Below are 19422 nucleotides of genomic sequence, written 5' to 3'. Positions count from 1 at the left end.
GTACAATGGCACACAACGAAACGACGACGGTTCTCCAAGGGAAGCGAGTGGCCCCATGATCAACGAGACGATGTACGCACGCGGCGCCGAGAGCTCGATCATCCGCGAGATCTTCTCCTACGGCCTCGAGCGCAAGGCGCAGATCGGCGCCGACAAGGTCTTCGACTACTCCCTCGGCAACCCGAGCGTCCCCGCGCCCGCGGCGGTGCGGGCCTCCATCGAGCGCTCCCTCGCGCTGCCGAGCGACGAGCTGCACGGGTACACCCCGGCCCCCGGCCTCCCCGAGGCGCGCCGCGCCGTCGCCGAATCGCTCAACCGCAGGTTCGGGACGTCCTACGGGATGGGCGACGTGTTCATGACCGTGGGCGCCGCCGCCTCGGTCTCGATGTGCGTCCACGCGCTCGCCAACCCGGGCGAGGAGGTCATCGTCATCGCCCCGTACTTCCCCGAGTACGCGGTGTGGATCGAGAAGGCGGGCGCCGCCTGCGTGGAGGTCCTCGCCGACCAGACGACCTTCCAGATCGATCCCGCGGCGGTCGCGGCCGCCATCACCCCGCGCACCGCGGCGGTCATCATCGACTCGCCCAACAACCCCACGGGCGCCGTCTACACGCGCGAGACGCTCGAATCCCTCGCGGCGGTCCTCGAGGAGGCGAACGCCGGTCGTGAGCAGCCCATCTTCCTGATCTCCGACGAGCCGTACCGCGAGATCGTCTACGGCGCGGAGGTGCCGTGGGTCCCCTCCATCTACGAGGACACCGTGGTGTGCTACTCCTATTCCAAGTCGCTGTCGCTGCCGGGCGAGCGCGTCGGCTGGGTGCTCGTGCCGAACACCTGCCCGCTGGCCGCCCGCGTGATGCCGGCGGTGGCGGGCGCGGCGCGCACGCTGGGCTTCGTCTGCGCGCCGTCCCTGTTTCAGCGTGTCGTCGCCGACTGCGTGGACGAGCCGTCGGATGTCGAGGCGTATGCGCGCAACCGCGAGCTGCTGACGTCGGCGCTGTCCGAATACGGGTACACCTATGTCAAGCCCGACGGCGCGTTCTACCTGTGGGTGAAGGCGCTCGAACCCGATGCCGGGGCGTTCTGCGAGCGGGCGCGCGCCCACGAGCTGCTCGCGGTGCCGTCCGACAGCTTCGGGGTGCCCGGCTGGTTCCGCCTCGGGTACTGCATCGACCGCGAGGTGATCGAGCGCTCGCTGCCCGCTTGGAAGCTGCTCGCCGAGGAGTACCGGGCGTAGCGGGACCGGGGATCGAGGATTCGGAGGAGGACCGCCATGAGCTACCGCATAGCCTGCGACGTCCACACCCATACGGTGTTCACGAGGCACGCGTACTCGACCGTGGGGGAGAACATCGCCGCGTGCCGAGCGCTCGACATGGAGCTGCTCGGTTCCGCGGACCACTTCAGCAGCATGCTGTTCCCCGACCAGCATCTGCGCAACTTCCAGTATTTCCTCAACCAGTCGTGCTGGCCGCGGGTCTGGGACGGCGTCGTGCTGCTGCGCGGTGCCGAAACCGACATCGTGACGCTCGACGGCGGGCTGTTCGGCCAGGATATCGACTGCCCCGAGACCATCGTGGGGCGCGCGTACTCCTCGGACGGCAGCCTGTTCGACCGCGTGACGGACGGGCTCGACTACGTGATCGCGAGCGTGCACAACGGCGACTTCACCAAAGGGGCGCCCATCGCGCGGACGACCAACATGTACGTGCAGGCGCTCGAGAACCCCAAGGTGTTCATCCTGGGCCATACGGGCCGCTCGGGCGTTCCGTTCGATATCGACGAGGTCCTGACCGTCGCCAAGGAGAAGGGCAAGCTCATCGAGATCAACGAGCACAGCCTGGAGATCGACACTCGCGGCTGGTTCCACAGCGTGTGCTCGCGCATCGCACAGCGCTGCGCGGAGATGGGCGTGGGGATCGTCGTGTCGAGCGATGCGCACATCGCGCCGTCCGTCGGCAGGTTCCCCCATGCCCAGAGCATGCTCGAGGGTATCGGGTTCCCCGAGGAGCTCATCATGAACCGCGACCGCCGCTCCCTGCTCGAGGCGCTGGATGCCGCGGGGATCTGCGATCTGACCGACCTGGCGGACCTGGCCGAGTACGAGGCCTGACGCGGCGCCGCGGCAAGACCGCGACGCAGCCGCCGACGCAAGCGTCCGCCGATCCACTGTCCCGCATCCGAACCGAGGAGACCGATGCTGAAGAGAACGTTCGACGAGGACCTGCAGCGCGCCATCGCGTTCCACGGCCACATGTGCGCCGGCCAGGTCATCGGCTGCCGTATGGCACGCCTCGCCATGGAGTTCTTCCATATCGAGGACCCTGACACCTACCGCGACCTCATCGCCTTCGTCGAGTGCGACCGCTGCCTCGCCGACGCGGTGATCTCGGTCGCCAACTGCCATCTAGGGCGCCGCCGTCTCAAGTGGTACGACTACGGGATCATGGCGGCGAGCTTCTACGACATCGCGAGCGGCCGGGCGATCCGGATCACCCAGCGCCCCGGCGTTCCGAAGGCCCCGCACGACAAGCAGGAGATGCTGGCGTTCTTCGCCGGCTTGTCCGATGACGACCTCTTCTGCGTGAACGAGGTCAAGCTGACCGATTTCATGGAGTACGACCTCCCCGGGCGCCCGCGCAAGACGCAGGTATGCGAGGTGTGCGGCGAGCGGGTGCACGACGGGCGCGGGGTCGAGCGGGACGGCCATGTGTACTGCCGCCGCTGCGCCGGCGAGCCCGTGTACTACAAGCTGGGGCGCGAGCTGACGGCAGGGGAGCGCGCGGCGGGCGCGTAACCGGGGTTTCAGCCGGGTCGCGCACTCGCGCAGAACATGAACCCGGATGCAGGCATGGTCGCCGTCTCCGCGTCGCGCGCGTTCATCCGGAGCATGAACCGGAGGGCGAACGCGATCGCCGGCGGGGCCGTTCGCCGTACGCGCTATCTCGGCTTATGTAAAACCTAAACCTTTGAACACCCCGTATGCACGGCGGGCGGGTATGCTCGAATCAGCATCGGGGAAGCGTCGGTCGGTCGCTTCGGGACGGGGAGGTGGCTGCGCATGCATAAGGTGGTTCGCACCGTCGGGTTCGCGGCGAGCCGCATCTCCGTCGCGGCCGCGGTGGTCGTCATGGTCATCGTGCTGGTCGGCGCGGTGATCCTGTATACCCGCTACCATGAGCGCCGTCTCAACGAGGGGGCGGTTGACGCTCCCGCTGCCCCGTCGGTCGCATGGGGCGAGGAGGCTCCCCCTCGGACCGGGCGTTTCGAGGCATCGCTCTCCTTCACCGACCTTGCCGTGTCCCACGAGCTCGTCCAGGACATCGTCTGGGACGACGGCTGGTTCTTCCAGGATTCCGAGACGTACGACCCCGAGCTGGCGCGCGCCTGCTCCGTCATCGCGGCGCTCGCGTACTCCGAATCGGGGTACTACCAGCAGGGGTCGAGCCAGCCCGCCTACATGGAGCAGGCGCTGGCCGAGCTGGGGTTCACGGACGTCTCGACGGATTCGTACCAGTACCGCAGCGAGGTGGTGGACGAGGCGCTCTCGCTCGTCACGGATGAATCGGATGGAGCGGCCTATGCGGTCGCGACCAAGCGCATAGAGCCGGACTCGGGTTCCGCGCAGGTCGGGGCGGCCGCCGCGGCGGGCTCGGACGGCGCCGGCGCCGAGAGCGCTTCCGGCGATTCTACCGCCTCCCTCTCCGGTGCCGCCTCCTCCTCCGAAGCCGCCGCAGAGGGATCCGTCGCGGAGACTCGTGCGAAGACGATCGTGCTCGTATCGATCAGGGGGAGCTACGGTTCCGAATGGCTGAGCAACCTCGCGGTGCTCGGGGAAGACGGTTCGCGGAGCGCGTCCGATTCCGCGGCATCGGGCGCGTCATCGTCCTCGGTCGACACGGCGCCGTCGGATGACGGCCATCCGGGCTACACCGAGGCCGCGCGCGAGGTCCGCGAGGCGGTCGACGCGCGCATCCGGTCGGCGCACGCGGCGGGCGACGACGTCGAGGTCCTGCTGGTCGGGCACAGCCGCGGGGGAGCCATCGCGAACCTCGTGGCGGCGTCCGCCCTCGACGACCTGGCGGCGGTGCGGGACGGGTCCGCCCCGCAATCCCTGCCGTCCCTGCGCGCAGGCGACCGCGTCCGCGCCTACACCTTCGCCTCGCCGGGAACGACGACGGCCCCGGATGCCGGGGACGCGCGGTACGGAAGCATCTTCAACATCGTGAACCCGGCCGACATCATGGTGAGCCTGCCGCCTTCGAGCTGGGGGTACACGCGGTACGGCAGGGATATTGAGCTGCCGTCGGTGCACGACGCGGACTTCGGGGCGCGATTCGACGCGATGGACGCGGCATTCGAGTCCATGATGGGCATCCCCTGCATCTACAACCCCGACAACGAGCTCTCGATAGACGCCGCATTGGGCGACCTCTCCGGGCAGGTGGGATCCGCTGAGGAGCTCAAGACCCCCGCCGGCGTGATCGCGCTGCTTTCCGCATGCATGGCGCGGATCGACCCCGTCGCGGTGCTGCAGGGGCACTACCCAAGCGTCTATATCGCGTGGATGACCTCGCTGGAGGCCGAGACCGCCTGGGCGTGACCGGGCTCCGGCGCCATATGGGCGACGGGACCCAGCCGATTCCGCCGGCTGCCACCTTGCAGCCGGACGACGACTCACCGGCTCGTCACGAGCGTCCCCGCCGCCGATGCAGCCGTGAAACGGCGGCGCTACCGCTCCAGGACCGCGACCGTCTCGACATGCGAGGTGTGCGGGAACATGTCCACCGGGCACAGCCGCGTCATGCGGTATCCGCGCTGCGCGAGCTGCTCGATGTCGCGCACCTGCGTCTCCGGGTTGCAGCTCACGTAGACGATGCGGCGCGGCGCGAGGGCGCAGGCGGCGCGCAGGAACTGCGGGGTCGACCCCGCGCGCGGCGGGTCGATGCACAGCACGTCCACGCGCTCGCCGCGCTCGGCGGCGCGCTCTATATAGAGCGTCGCGTCCTCGGCGACGAACTGTGCGCGGTTCTCGAGCCCGTTGATCTGGGCGTTGCGCCGTGCGTCGGCGATGCCGGCGGCGTTGCGTTCCACGCCGATCAGGGAGATGCGCCGCCCGGTCTCGGCCGCGTCCTTGGCGGCGCACAGGCCGATGGTCCCGCTGCCGCAGTACGCGTCCATCAGGACGTCGCCGTCGTGCAGGTCCATCCCCTCGATGGCGAGACGGTAGAGGACCTCCGTTTGCTCCGGGTTGGTTTGGTAGAACGCGGTGGGCGAGATCTCGAACGTGCAGCTCAGGAGGTCGTCGCGCATGCGATCGGGACCCTGGAGCACGGTGGTCGAATGACCCAGGATCGCGTTGGTGACGCGGTCGTTGAGGTTCTGGGCGATGACGGTCACGCAGGGGTCGATGTGCTGCAGCTCATCTAGGAAGCTGCGGAAATGCGGGATGTTGCGGCGGGCGGTGACGAGCGTGAGGATAGCCTCGTCGCGGCGCCATCCCATGCGCAGGACGGCGTAGCGCAGGATGCCGCGCCGCGCGTCCTCGTCGTATGCGGGGACGCCGCAGGCCTCGGCGGCGCGCGCGACCTCGTTCAAGATACGCCGCGCACCGGGCGCCTCGACGATGCAGTCGGGGACGTGGACGATCTCGTGGGTGCCGCGCGCGTAGAACCCGCAGCGCACCTGGCCGTGCGGGCCGGGGGCGAACGGCGTGACCGCCTTATGGCGGAACCCGCGCGGCGCGGGCAGGGCGTCCTCGCCGGCGCGGCCACCCATGCCGAAGACGGTCTCCACCTGCATATCCCAGCCGAAGCGGGCGATGAGCGGGGCGAAGAGTTCCTCCATGGCGGCCTGCTTGCGCGCGAGCTGCTTGCGGTAGGGGAGGTTCAGCCATGCGCAGCCGCCGCAGCGGTGCATGACCGGGCACGGACCGTCGGAGGGGCGGTCGCGCCGCGGCGTGCCGGGTCCGGAGAGGCGGGATGCCTTTCGCCCGGAGTTGCGGTGCCTGCTGCGGGGTGAGGGATGCATGGGTCTCCTTGAAGGTTCGGGTGGCATCCAGTATAGCCGGCGCTCGAGGAGGAGGCATGAGGGGCCGTCCTGCCAATCAGCTTGAGCGTCGCCTCGATCTGGCGGTGTCCCCCTGAGGGGCGGCCGCCATCTGGAGACCCGTCGATGCGGCGCAAGTTGGCCGTTTTGACCGTATAGATTGAAAGTTAAGTAATCCGTTCACCTGTCTCCACATAATCACCATAAATATATGCTCATAGGGGGTCCTTCTATCGAGGAAAAGTGTCGGGCGATGAGCGATAGGGGATTCCTGCGGAAATCCGGCGCGCGCATAAGGTGGGTCATTAGATGTGGAATCAGGCCCCCTTGATACAGAAAAATGCAGATAGAAGGCTGAATATAGCGAAAAACCCACCGGGGGTCTTATAGCTAGAATTAACGCGACTCTCGCTGTTCAGAGTTCTACCTCATGTTGAAGGTTGACGTTCGGGATCGGGCGACGACTTCTCGGCTGGCATGAGAGAGAACTCTGGTGGGTGGGGAAACGTAGCTGAAACGTTGCGAGAAGAGGAGAAAAGGTAACGATGCAAGTGCCAAGGAAACGCCCCGACGTGGGCACTTCCCGTAAAAAGCTCACGGGGGGGGGTCGCTCCAAAACGGAGTAACCCCGAAGAAGGCGCGTAAGCTTCGCGCCGGTCTGCTCGCGCTCGTCGTGGCGCTGGCGATGGTCGTCGCGATCCCTGGCTTCGCGCAGGGGATCGTGGACGGCGTGCGCGCCGCGTTCGGCGTGGAGACCCTTGCCGAAGGGGGGCAGTGGGCTTCCGACCCCGATACGCACGACGACTGGTATAGCGGTGAGAACGGCGTTTCATCCGGCGACAATGCCGGAGACTCCACCCGGAACACCGGTCGTATCTGGACGGACAAGTCGGTCTACACGAGTGATGTGCAACTGACCAGCCAGAGTGGGGAGACGACCTTTGAGATTAAGAATGACGAGGGGACTGCCCTTGTCGGTCTCTCTGCGCTTTCCTCCGCGGCCAACATCTCCGGTCAGACGACCATCAACCAGCCGCTTGACATCGTCCTTGTGCTCGACGTTTCCGGTTCGATGGATAATGATCTTAGTTCGGGTTGGGTGTACAGCGCGACATACAACATTAATGAGAACAGCTGGACTACCTATTTCGTTCAGAACGAGGATGGCTCATATTCCGAAGTTGATCGGATTACTACAGGTGGTTGGATTCCCCAGTTCTCTCACTGGGAAGTTGATGGTCGAGAAGTGACCCCCATGACAAGCGCAGATGATACGTCTTCTGGGCATGTCCAGTTTTATACGCGCCGGTGGGAAACCATGTCCAAGATGGACGCGCTGAAGAATGCAGTCAACAGCTTTATTTCGGCAACTGGTGCTGAGAACGCTCAAATTACCAATCCGAACAATCAGCATCGTATTGCACTGGTAAAGTTTGCCGGTGATCAAATGCGTTATAGCATCGGTGATGATACATATAGAGATGGCGGTTACAACTACAATTACACCCAAGTTGTCTCCGACTTCTTGACCGATACCACCGCTCTGACCAATGATGTCGAAGGGCTTCATGCAGCTGGTGCAACTGCGGCTGATTATGGATTCACTCTTGCTGACGGCGTGATGGAGGGTGGACGACACGGCAGCGCTACATATACCGGAGCGCGTGATAACGCGCAGAAGGTCGTCATCTTCTTTACCGATGGCGAGCCGAACCATGACAACGGTTTCAACGGAGGCGTTGCTGCGAGTGCCGTCAATACAGCGTATCGGCTTAAGCAGAACAATGTGAGTGTGTACTCCATCGGCGTTATGACCGGAGCTGACCCGTCCGATACGTCCGGCGATTTCAATAAATATATGAACGCGGTGTCGAGTAAGTATCCCGACGCGCAGGTTAACGACGGATGGAATCGTTTCAGTCTTAGTGATCCAATCGGAGATACGGAGTACTACTATGCTGCCGACAGCTCGGAATCGCTGAATGCTATCTTCGAGGCCATTCGCGACAGCTTCGGTTCCAGTGCAACGTCGCCGATTGAGTCGAATGACAACATCGGCGGGGAGCCCGTTGGCTATCTGACCTTCACCGACACGCTTGGCGACTACACTGAGGTCAAGAATTTCAAGAGCATCGTGTTCGCCGGCGAGGAATTCACTCAGGTTTCCGCTAACACTTCTGATGATGGATCTATCACGACCTACGTGTTCCAGGGGTCTGTTGACAACGGCAATGATGAAGGGGTTGTCTATCCCGGCAGCCACAATCTGAGCGACATCGAGATTACCGTCACCCATGGGACTACCATGCAGCAGGGCGATACGGTAGAGGTGCAGATTCCCTCCACAATGCTCCCCATGCGTCTCTATACCGCTGAGTCCAACACCGTTGACGGCGAGACCACCACGACGACAGACGTGCTCCCGGCATACCCGATTCGTGTGTACTACACTGTCGGTCTCAAGAACGATCTTGTCGATGCTGAAGGAAACCTCGATGCATCGCAGATTGACGGTGGCTATATCGAGTCTCATACCGATGCGGAGACTGGTAACGTCTACTTCTACTCGAATGATTATGACGGGAACAACGTCGGCACTACTACGGCGTCCTTTACCCCGGCGACCACCAACAGCTTCTATTACTTCACCGTGGATACTCCGCTTTATACGAGTAAGAGCACGGACAATCCCGCACGTGATTACCGTCCCGGAAACACCTACTATTATCAGCGTACGTATTATGCCAATGACACGATGCAGACCGAGTGGGTTTCCATCGTAGCGGCTGAGAACCAGCTCGACAGCTACGTCAAGGCGGCTGATGACGGTACCTACTATATCGAGCAGGGTTCTCCTCGTCTGACCCGTGCCACCGAGTTTGAGGCGGCTAAGGATGAGAACACCACGGGGACTGCAACCAATTCCATCAGCCCTGCCTGGAACGGCGACCAGGTTGTGGTGACCCTCGGTAACAACGGCAAGATCGCCTACCCGGTTTCCGGCGACCTGCAGATTGCCAAGAGGGTCGACTGGGGTACTACGGGTGCCGAGCACAACGACAAGGAGTTCACCTACACGGTCGATCTCGGTAACACAAACAACGGCGGTGCCGCGGACATTCAGGGTAACTTCGACTACATCAAGTACAACGCCCAGGGCCAGCCGGTCGATGTGGACGGTAATCCGCAGCAGGTGACCGAAGGCGCCGAGCCCGCTGCTACCGGCCAGATTACCGATGGCGGTACTCTCACGCTTAAGAACAACGAGCGCGTGGTTATCAAGGGTCTGCCCTCTGACACCGCCTTCACGGTGACCGAGAATGCCGAGGCTGGTTACACCGCAGCCAACACGGTTGAAGGTACCGTGAGTGAGAACGGAGCCGTCGCCGCTGGCACTATCGCTTCCAGCGACACGATCGAGGTCGCATACACCAACACCTACAACGTGACCTCGACGAGCCTCGCCGACGGCAGCCTCCACGGCACCAAGGTGCTGACGGGCCGCGACTGGAAGGATGGCGAGAGCTTCACCTTCACGCTGAGCGCCGCCACTCCTCCCGCGCCGATGCCTGATGAACCTTCCGTGACGCTGACCAATACGGACCAGACCAACTACACGGAGAATGAGGAAGTCACGTTCAGCTTCGGCGAGATCAAGTACTCCTCTGTGGGGAAGTACGTGTATCTCATTCGGGAGACCGAGGGGGCCGAGTCCGGTCTTACCTACTCCGGCGCCATCTATCGCGTGACTGTTAATGTGACCGATAACGGTGAAGGCAACCTGGCCGCTTCCATCGAGTCGATGTACCGCACCTTCAACGATGACTCCACTTCTACTGGTCAGGATGAGGCCCTGTGGCCCTCTATTGACGACCGTAATGCCGCCTTCACTAACAACTTCCTGGGCGACGATGTGGCTACTGCCAACATCACCGGCACCAAGTCGTTTACGGACCACACGTCTGGGACCACGCTCGATATCAACGACTTCCAGTTCACTATCGCGGCTGTGACCCAGGGTGCCCCCATGCCCGCGCAGACCAAGGTTGGCAACAACGGTGTGGGTGGCATCACCTTTGGCAACATCCAGTTCGGCATCGATGACATCGGCAAGACCTACGTGTACGAGGTTCGCGAGGTTATCCCCGAGGGTGCCACCGACAACGGTGACGGTACCTCTACGCTGAAAGGCATGACGTATGACAACACGGCCAAGCGCGTGAGCATCGCCGTGACGCAGGACCAGAGCTCCGGTAATGTTGTCGCTACGGTAACCGGGAACGGCTTCAAGTTCACCAACAGCTATCGCGCCTCCTCTGTCACCACTGAGGGCGCGGCCGACGGCCTGCAGATCACCAAGCAGCTCGATGGTGCGGCCGGTGCCGAGGGCCAGTTCGAGTTCACGATGGTTGCCGCCAATAACGAGACGCGTGACGCCATCACGAACGGCTCGGTGACGGGCATCGACGCGGACGGCAACGTGAAGACCTCGCCCGCCATCGCCAAGGACGGGTCTGCGAACATCCTCTTCGACAACCTGACCTTCACGCGCCCGGGTACCTACACCTTCAACGTGACGGAGACCCAGGACGCTCCCAACGGTGCGTGGACGTATGACGGACACACCTATCAGGTTGCTTTCGAAGTGACCGACGAGAACGGCCAGCTGGTCATCGCTGACCCGGTTACCACCTCCGGCTCCGCAACCTTTGTGAACCGCTACGCAGCCTCGATGAACTACGACAACGAGGCCGGTGGCGTCATCTTCAGCAAGACGCTGAACGGTCATGCGCTTGAGGCGAACCAGTTCAACTTCACCGTGACCGCGCCTGATGGTGACACGGCTTCTGCCGACAAACTTGCTGAGGCCACCACGACGCTCGCCAACCGCTACGGTGCTGCAAACGGTGTTGCCGCCCTGTGGCGCGGCATCGCCGGCCTGACCTTCGACCAGGATGACGCCGGTCAGACCTTCAGCTTCGTCGTGAGCGAGGTCAATGGCGGCGCCAAGGGCTACACCTATGACGCGCAGCCGGTGACTGTCGAGATCGCGGTCTCCGATGATGGCGACGGTACGCTGAGCACGGTCACCACGGTGACCAAGGGCGATAGCTCGACTGAGTACAAGAGCGCTGATTTTGACCGCGGTGACGCTGCGACCTATCCCACCGCTGCGTTCGTGAACACGTACACGTACACCCCGGCGACGCTTGTGAAGGATGCCGAGTCCGGCATCGGCGTGCAGAAGACCGTGACGGGCGCTCCCAACAGCGAGGACTTCATCTTCACGGCCGCCTTCAACACAGATGATTCCAAGGGTACTGCGACTGATATCGATGGCTTGGTTGACGGCAAGCTGACCGCCACCATCTCCGAGGACTTCGCTGCCGGCGACACCAAGGCTGCCGATTTCGGTACGGTCACCTTCAAGGAGCCCGGTACCTATGTCTTCGATGTGAGCGAGGACAACACGACGACGGCCTCCGGCTGGACCTACGACGACAACACTCGCCAGATCGTCGTGACGGTCACCGATAACAACGAGGGAGCCCTTGTCGCGAGCGCGGACGGCAACGACCCGCTGTTCACCAACGCGTACGTCCCGAACGGCGTGACCGTCGGTGATGATGAGGCCGATCTGCAGGTGACCAAGGATGTCACCGGTGCTGCCGCGGTCTCCGAGTTCGACTTCACCCTCCAGCTCACGTCTGATAACGCCGGGAACGTCCAGGGTCTCGGTGAGAACAACTCCATCACCAAGTCCACCACCGGCCTGACCGGTAAGGAGGACTCCGAGACCGTCGATTTCGGTGACCTGACCTTCACCGCCGTGGGTGACTACACCTTCACGGTGACCGAGACCACCCAGGCGCCGGAGAACACCAGCTGGACGTACGACAACAGCCCGAAGACCATCACGATCCATGTGACCGATGACGGCAATGACGGGCAGCTTGATGCCGCGTTCGACGAGACGAACGGAAACAACCCGACGATCGTCAACAGCTACAAGGCCACGGGCGACCTGCCCGGCGACGCCGAGGGCGTCAAGGACCTCACGGTTTCCAAGGAAATCGATGGCCGCGCTTGGCAGGAGGGTGATTCCTTCACCTTCAAGCTCGAGCAGAGCGAGAACAATCCGGGCGGCGTGACGCTGCCGGAGAACGCCAGCGGCTTGGTCATCGCGTATGATGAGAACGCTGAGGACCAGAACGCCGCCTACAGCGACTCGTTCGGGAACATCACCTTCACCCTTCCGGGCACGTACACCTTCACCGTGTCCGAGGTGCAGCCCGCTGCTGATACCGATACCGAAGGCGTGACCTACGATACGACGGTCTACACCGTGAACGTCGAGGTCACCGATGCCGGCGAGGGTGTCCTGAACGCTGAGATCACCTCGATCGACGATCAGGATGGCAACTCTTCCGAGGCCCTCAACTTCACCAACACCTATGAGCCCAGCGGTTCCACCGATCTTCCCGATGAGGGGCAGGGCAGCATCCAGCTGAGGAAGGTGCTCCAGGGGAAGGCCTGGGACGGCGATGCGTTCACCTTCGAGATCGCTGCCGCCGATGAGGCCTCTTCGAAGTACATGCCCGCGGAGACCCAGGTCACCGTGGACGCCAAGACCGATACCGATGAGAACGGCAACGATTTCGCGGACTTCGGATTCGGCACGATTACCTATGACCAGATCGGTGTCTACACCTACACGGTGACGGAGGTCACCGGTGACAACGCCGGTATCACCTATGACTCCCATACCGCAGAGGTTACCGTTCAGGTTTCCGACAACCTGCACGGCGGTCTCACCGCTGCCGTCACGAACATCGAGAACGGCGTCTTCACCAACATCTACAACTCCGGTGAGGTCAACTACGACGCGCTCGGCGGCCTGCAGATCCAGAAGAACCTGACGGGTCATGACATCGCTGCCGGCCAGTTCGAGTTCACGGTCGACCCGGAGAACGAGAACGCTCTGGAGAAGCTCGGCGACGCGAAGGTGGTTCAGTCCACCGCCGCACAGCTCGTCGGCAACACCGCGACTGAGACGCTCCCGGTTGTCACCGACATGACCTTCACCAAGGACGACGCCGGTAAGGACTTCGAGTTCACGGTTGCTGAGACCAAGGGCGGTGCCGAGGGCTACAAGAACGACGATCACGTTTACAACGTTGTCATCTCCGTGTCCGACAGCGGATCCGGTACGCTGACCGTGGAGACGCGTGTCGACGGCCTGCTCGTCGCGACCTACACGGCCTCCGCTGCGCAGACCCTCGACGTCCAGCCTGTCACCCTGACCTTCAACAACTCCTATGACGCCGGTTCGACCACGGTCGGCGGCGAGAGCGATGTGCGCTTCGATGCCACCAAGACCCTGACCGGTCGCGACATGGTTGCGGATGAGTTCGACTTCATCGTGACCGATGTCAAGGGCAACGAGGTCGCCACGGGTTCCAACGGCGCGGCTGCCGACGGTCAGGCCGGTACGGTGACGTTCAGCCCGATCGAGTACACCACCCAATCGCTGAACGAGGCTGTCGCGAACGGTATCGCCCAGATCCATCGCAACGATGACGGCACCGTCACCTACGAGTTTGCCTACACCGTCTCCGAGGACACCGCTCAGAACGATAAGGGCGTCACCGCGGTGAACGACAGCTTCCACGTCACCGTCAACGTGGTCGACGACGGCAAGGGCAGCCTGACCGCCACGGTCAATGACGACGCCGCGCTCGCGTTCACCAACACCTACGGTGCGGACGCCAAGGCGGAGGTCGCGCTCAGCGGCAACAAGGTCATCGCTCTTGATGACAACACGCTTGAGGGGCCGAGCCTCGCCGATATCGAGGGCGCGTTCACCTTCACGCTGACCGGGTCCGAGGGCGCTCCGATGCCCGAAGCCGCCAGCGTCAAGAACGATGCCCAGGGCAACGTCAGCTTCGGAACCATCGTGTACACGATGGAGAACGTCTTCGGCGGCGAGCCCACCGATGACACCGAGGGCGTCGATGCTCAGAGCGCTCAGCGCCAGAAGACCTTCACCTACACCGTTGCCGAGTCCGGCGACTATGCCGGCATCACCAACGACACCGGCACCAAGACCGTTACGGTCACCGTGACCGACAACGGCGACGGAACGATCTCTGTCGCCAAGACCTCCGATGAGGGCGCGGTCGCCGGCGACTTCACCTTCACCAACACCTACGGCACCGATCCGGTCCCGTCGACTCCGACCGATCCGACCCACGGTGGCGTCTCGATCAAGAAGTCGCTCACCGGTCGCAACCTCAATGAGGGCGAGTTCACCTTCATGCTGCGTGGTGCCAGCGCTCCCGGTGTCGCCGATCCGAAGGGCATCGTCTTCACCGCGAGCAATGCCGCCGACGGCAGCGTGAACTTCCCGGAGGTCACCTTTACCCAGCCCGGTGAGTACCTGTTCGTGATCACCGAGGTCAACGGCGGCCTGGGCGGTGTCACCTACGATGGCAGCGTGTACAACGCTCTGGCTACGGTCACCGACAACCAGGACGGCACCCTGTCCGTCGCATGGAAGATCACCGATGCCGATGGCAACGAGGTGGAGAGCATCACCTTCGAGAACGGTTACGAGATCGTCAACCCCGGCTCCATCGTCTTCGGCGCCAGCAAGAAGCTTGACGGTCGCGAGCTCGCTGACGGTGAGTTCACCTTCGAGCTCAAGGATGCGGACGGCAACGTCCTGCAGACCGCGACCAACGCCGCCGACGGTTCGGTTGTCTTCGATGACCCGGTGATGTACGCCGAGGCCGGAGAGTACACCTACACAGTGTCCGAGAAGCTGCCTGAGGACGACGACCCGTCGACCGACGGCATCCAGAAGGACAACGTGACCTACGACGAGACGGTGTATACCGCCACGGTCACGGTCACGGATAACGGCGACGGTTCGACGTCGGCCTCCGTCAGCTACGGCAACGACGGCAAGCTCCCGAGCTTCACCAATACCTACGTGAAGCCCGCCGAGCCGGCTCCCGAGGAGCCGAACGACGCCATGCCGAAGACCGGCGACATGTCCAATGTCGCGGTCATCGGCCTCGGCCTGGCCGCCATGGCCCTCGTGGCCGGCGGTGTGGTCCTGCGCCGTCGCACCAACCGCTAACGCGGATGTGACGTAAGCGGCCGGGGCATCGCGGAGCGCGGTGCCCCGGCCGTCTTTCATATCAAGGCATCGGGTCCCCGGGAAGGACGATGCTTCGCGGGCTAGGGGAGCCCGCGCCGGGACAGACGGTCCCAGGCAGTTCGATCGGGGATGCGGAAACGGCCGGAATCTCAGGGGGAGGGATCGATGGCCAGACGTCCGTTTACGGAAGAGGAACGCGCGTACCTGCTGTCGTTGCCAGCGGTCGCGTCGATCGAGGGCGATACGATCAAGTACGCCCGCTCGTTCAGGAACGAGTGCATGCGCCGGTACTACGCAAGGGAGTCTCCCACGGAGATCTTCCGCTCCGCCGGGCTCGACCCGCAGGTGCTGGGTCGCAAGCGCATCGAAGGGGCGATCTCGCGCTGGAGCCAGGCGCGGACGGACGGCGAGGGCGCCCAGGAGCGCGCGGCCGTCACCGCGGCCGAGCAGCGCGACCTGCATCAGCAGATCAGGGCGCTCACCAGCGAGATCGAGGTGCTTCGGGGCGTCGTCGCCCTGAGCGGGGCCCTCGACCGGGGCGGCGTGCGCAAGACGCGGCGCTTCGAGCTGATCGAGGAGCTTCGGCAGAAGGACCCCGACCTGGTCGTGAGCGTCGCCTGCGAGGCGCTCGGCGTCTCTTTGAGCGGGTACTACCGCTGGCGCGCCAGCGCCGTGGCATAAAGAGGGCGGAGCCGTGCGGCCCCGTTTTCGTATGGGGCGCCTGTCCTGGGAGGCTGCGGTCGTGCCCCGGGAAGCGGGGCACCTGCCCCGGGAGAGCACAAAACAGGCCGTATCAGCCAATCTAGGCGTTCCCGGGGCAGGCGGGTGCCTTCCCGGGGCGCGCAGGCGACGCGCCGCCGCGGCTCCGCCACAGCCCCGCCCTTCGACAAACACCCCGCCCGGACAAGGAAATATGACTTGCGCACGCTCGAGCGGGTAGGATAAACCCATTCGAATCGACCGCGCCGGCGGCCGGCGACCGACCCCTCGCATCGACGGGGCGCAGCCGCCCACCCGCCCGATGCGCACCCATGCGGCTAGAAGAGGTTCACGTGCTCGAACTCAAAGGCATCACCAAGGACTACCCCGCCGGCGACTCCGTCGTCCGCGCCCTCAAGGGCATCTCCGTGACCTTCCGCGACCAGGAGTTCGTGAGCATCCTCGGCCAGTCCGGCTGCGGCAAGACCACGCTGCTCAACATCATCGGCGGACTGGACCAGTACACCCGCGGGGACCTGGTCATCAACGGGCGCTCGACCAAGAGCTACCTTGACCGCGACTGGGACACCTACCGCAACCACTCGGTCGGATTCGTCTTCCAAAGCTACAACCTCATCCCGCACCAGAGCGTCATCGCCAACGTCGAGATGGCCCTGCTGCTCTCGGGCGTCTCCAAGTCCGAGCGCCGCCAGCGCGCCGAGCGCGCGCTCACCCAGGTCGGCCTGGCCGAGCACATGCACAAGCGCCCCAACCAGCTCTCCGGCGGCCAGATGCAGCGCGTCGCCATCGCCCGCGCCATCGTCAACGACCCGGAGATCATCCTCGCCGACGAGCCGACCGGCGCGCTCGACACGGACACCTCCGTCGAGGTCATGGAGATCTTGAAGCAGCTCTCACGCGACCGGCTGGTCATCATGGTCACCCACAACCCCCAGCTCGCCGAGGAGTACTCCGACCGCATCGTCCGCATCAAGGACGGCCTGCTCACCGACGACACGCGCCCGGTCGACCCGGACCGCGAGCGCCTCACCGAGCAGCAGATCCAGGACCACGCCGTGGCCGACGCGCGCAAGGGCAAGCGCGGGATGAGCTACGCGAGCGCCATCGCCCTGTCGTTCACCAACCTCATGACCAAGAAAGGCCGCACCTTCCTCACCGCGTTCGCCGGGTCCATCGGCATCATCGGCATCGCGCTGATCCTCTCGCTCTCCGACGGCACGCAGAACTACATCGCCCAGACGGAAGAGGACACGATGGGCAGCTACCCGCTGACCATCCGGCAGACCTCGATCGACCTGGCGAGCATGATGACCTCGATGATGGGTACGGCGAGCGAGAGCGCGCAGGAGAACACCTCGGGCGAGGTGGAGTCCAAGGACCTCGTGACGGATATGGTGACGAGCCTCTCGGCCGGCGCCAACGAGAACGACATGGTGGCCGTCAAGGAGTGGCTGGACTCCAACCCCGGGGACATCGACAGCTACGTCACCTCCATCCAGTATACCTACGACACCCCGCTGAACGTCTACAAGTCCGACACCACGGACGGGGCGGTGCAGGTGAACCCCGCGACGGTCCTCGATGCGCTGGGCATCTCGACCTCCGGCGCCACGCAGTCCGAGATGATGAGCTCCATGTCCGCGACGGGCGGCTCGAGCTACGACGTCTGGACCGCGCTGCTGCCCAACCGGGAGCTGTGGGAGCGCGATTACGACGTCGTCGCCGGCCGGCTGCCCGAGGAGTGGAACGAGGTCGTGATCTACGTCGACCGCAACGACCGTATCTCGGATTACACCCTCTACGCGCTGGGGCTCCTCGACCAAAGCGAGCTGCGCGGCATGATGAGCAAGGTCATCGCCGGCAAGGAGGTGGAGAGCGCGGAGCAGACCTCGTACACCTACGACGACCTGATGAGCCTCACCTTCAAGCTGCTGCCCGAGAGCTCCAAGTACGCCGAGCAGGCGGACGGGACCTGGGCCGACATGTCCGAGGACGACGCGTTCATGACCGACGCGGTGAACGCCGCCGAGGAGGTCGAGGTCGTCGGGATCGTGCGGCCGTCCGAGGAGAACGACTCGGGGAGCAACTGGGGCGCGGTGCTCTACACCCCCGAGCTCATGGAGCATCTCGTGGGCGAGGTGAACGCGAGCGCCGCGGTGGCCGCGCAGGAGGCGGATCCCGGCACGGACATCTTCACCGGCCTCCCGTTCTCCGACACGGCGACGCCCGACCTCACCATGGAGGACATCGAGGCGATGATCGGACAGATGTCGTCCGCCCAGGCGAGCCAGATCCAGGGGTACATCGACGGCATGCGCGAGGAGGGCATGAGCGACGAGGACATCGCCGCCGCGTTCTCCGAGCAGATGGCCGAGCAGACAGATAACGCCACCTACGACGGCAACCTCGAGACCCTCGGCGTGGCGAGCATGGACGACCCGTACGCGATCAACATCTACCCCGTGGACTTCGAGGCCAAGGAGTACATCGACGGGCTGATCGAGGAGTACAACGACGACGTGGTGGCGTCGGGCGAGGGGACCGAGATCCAGTACACGGACATCGTCGGCACGCTCATGTCGAGCGTGACCGACATCGTGAACGCGCTGACCTACATCCTCATCGCGTTCGTGGGCATCTCGCTGGTCGTGAGCTCGATCATGATCGGCATCATCACCTACATCTCGGTGCTCGAGCGGACCAAGGAGATCGGCATCCTGCGCGCGATCGGCGCGAGCAAGCGCGACGTGAGCCGCATCTTCACGGCGGAGACCTTCATCATCGGCCTGGTGTCCGGCGTCTTGGGCATCGTGGTGACGGTGCTGCTGGATATTCCGGTCAACATGATCATCGAGCAGGTGGCGGGCGTCGAGAACCTCGCCGCGGTGCCGCCGGTGGCCGGCGCGGTGCTCGTGCTGATCTCGGTCGCGCTGTCGCTCGTGGCGGGTCTTGCGCCGAGCCGCATGGCGGCCAAGAAGGACCCGGTCACCGCCCTGCGCACCGAGTAGGGCGCCGGCGGGCTGCGGGCGGGCTGTGGCGCCGCGGATGGGCTGCGGGCGGACCGCGGGTTGCGGGCGTGCTGTGGCGGAATCTCAGTCGCGCTGCGGGTGGACTGCGGCGATATCGCGTTCTAGTTGAGGCGGTGAGCTGTGGAGCCGCGGATGGGCTGCGCCGCCGTTGCGAGCAATTCAGTGAAACAATGGCGTGCATGCACACAGATGTCTCGCTGAAGCGGATCGTCAGTGAAACAAAGGCGTGCATGCACGCGAATGTTTCGCTGCGAGCGATCCGGTGAAACAAAGGTGACCATGCACGCGAATGTTTCGCTGAGGACGCCTGCCAGCGAGACAAAGGTGACCATGCACGCCATTGTTTCACCCTGCGTCGTCCACCCGGTACCCCTTCGACCGCCCTGCCCCGCGCGGCAGGGGTGGGTCACAATGTGCAGTTCCTGCGTAGAGATGTTGCGTCGTTAACATCTCAAAATA

General features: G+C 64.0%; 8 protein-coding genes and 1 pseudogene. 8 read left to right on the top strand and 1 reads right to left on the bottom strand.

The features are described from left to right. Nucleotides 1-55 precede the first annotated feature (55 nt). From PHA29_RS00190 to PHA29_RS00175, 4 genes are all read left to right on the top strand, one after another. Nucleotides 56-1237, top strand: coding sequence for a pyridoxal phosphate-dependent aminotransferase (locus PHA29_RS00190; RefSeq protein ID WP_270402986.1), 1182 nt, complete (start codon nt 56-58; stop codon nt 1235-1237). 36 nt (nt 1238-1273) lie between these two features. Then, nucleotides 1274-2113, top strand: a complete 840-nt coding sequence (locus tag PHA29_RS00185) for a phosphatase (protein ID WP_270402984.1) — start codon at nt 1274-1276, stop codon at nt 2111-2113. An 84-nt stretch (nt 2114-2197) separates the two neighbouring features. Next, the gene (locus PHA29_RS00180; protein ID WP_270402982.1) at nt 2198-2797 is read left to right on the top strand and encodes an FmdE family protein; all 600 of its coding nucleotides are present in this window, start codon (nt 2198-2200) and stop codon (nt 2795-2797) included. A gap of 264 nt (nt 2798-3061) precedes the next feature. After that, nucleotides 3062-4603 carry a lipase family protein gene (locus PHA29_RS00175; protein ID WP_270847390.1) on the top strand — a complete coding sequence of 514 codons (1542 nt, stop codon included), beginning with the start codon at nt 3062-3064 and terminating at the stop codon, nt 4601-4603. Nucleotides 4604-4731: 128 nt separating this feature from the next. On the opposite strand, the gene rlmD is transcribed toward PHA29_RS00175, so the two are convergent. Next, on the bottom strand, nt 4732-6030 hold the full coding sequence (gene rlmD / locus PHA29_RS00170; protein WP_270402979.1) for a 23S rRNA (uracil(1939)-C(5))-methyltransferase RlmD: 1299 nt from the start codon (nt 6028-6030) through the stop codon (nt 4732-4734). Nucleotides 6031-6733: 703 nt separating this feature from the next. On the opposite strand from rlmD, the pseudogene PHA29_RS10595 reads away from it, so the two are divergent. From PHA29_RS10595 to PHA29_RS00150, 4 genes and pseudogenes are all read left to right on the top strand, one after another. Next, nucleotides 6734-7825: pseudogene (locus PHA29_RS10595) on the top strand (hypothetical protein); the annotation flags it as partial. Nucleotides 7826-9004: 1179 nt separating this feature from the next. Then, a complete protein-coding gene (locus PHA29_RS00160) occupies nt 9005-15193 on the top strand; it encodes a Spy0128 family protein (RefSeq protein ID WP_270847386.1) in 6189 nt (2062 codons plus the stop codon). Nucleotides 15194-15379: 186 nt separating this feature from the next. After that, complete coding sequence (locus PHA29_RS00155; RefSeq protein ID WP_270847384.1) at nt 15380-15895, top strand: HTH domain-containing protein; 516 nt, start codon at nt 15380-15382, stop codon at nt 15893-15895. A gap of 371 nt (nt 15896-16266) precedes the next feature. Next, the gene (locus PHA29_RS00150) at nt 16267-18942 is read left to right on the top strand and encodes an ABC transporter ATP-binding protein/permease (RefSeq protein ID WP_270847382.1); all 2676 of its coding nucleotides are present in this window, start codon (nt 16267-16269) and stop codon (nt 18940-18942) included. Nucleotides 18943-19422: the final 480 nt, after the last annotated feature.

It is taken from the genome of Candidatus Collinsella stercoripullorum (genome assembly GCF_027669965.1).
Classification (GTDB): Bacteria; Actinomycetota; Coriobacteriia; order Coriobacteriales; family Coriobacteriaceae; genus Collinsella; species Collinsella stercoripullorum.
This window is presented reverse-complemented; position numbering and strand designations above follow the sequence as displayed.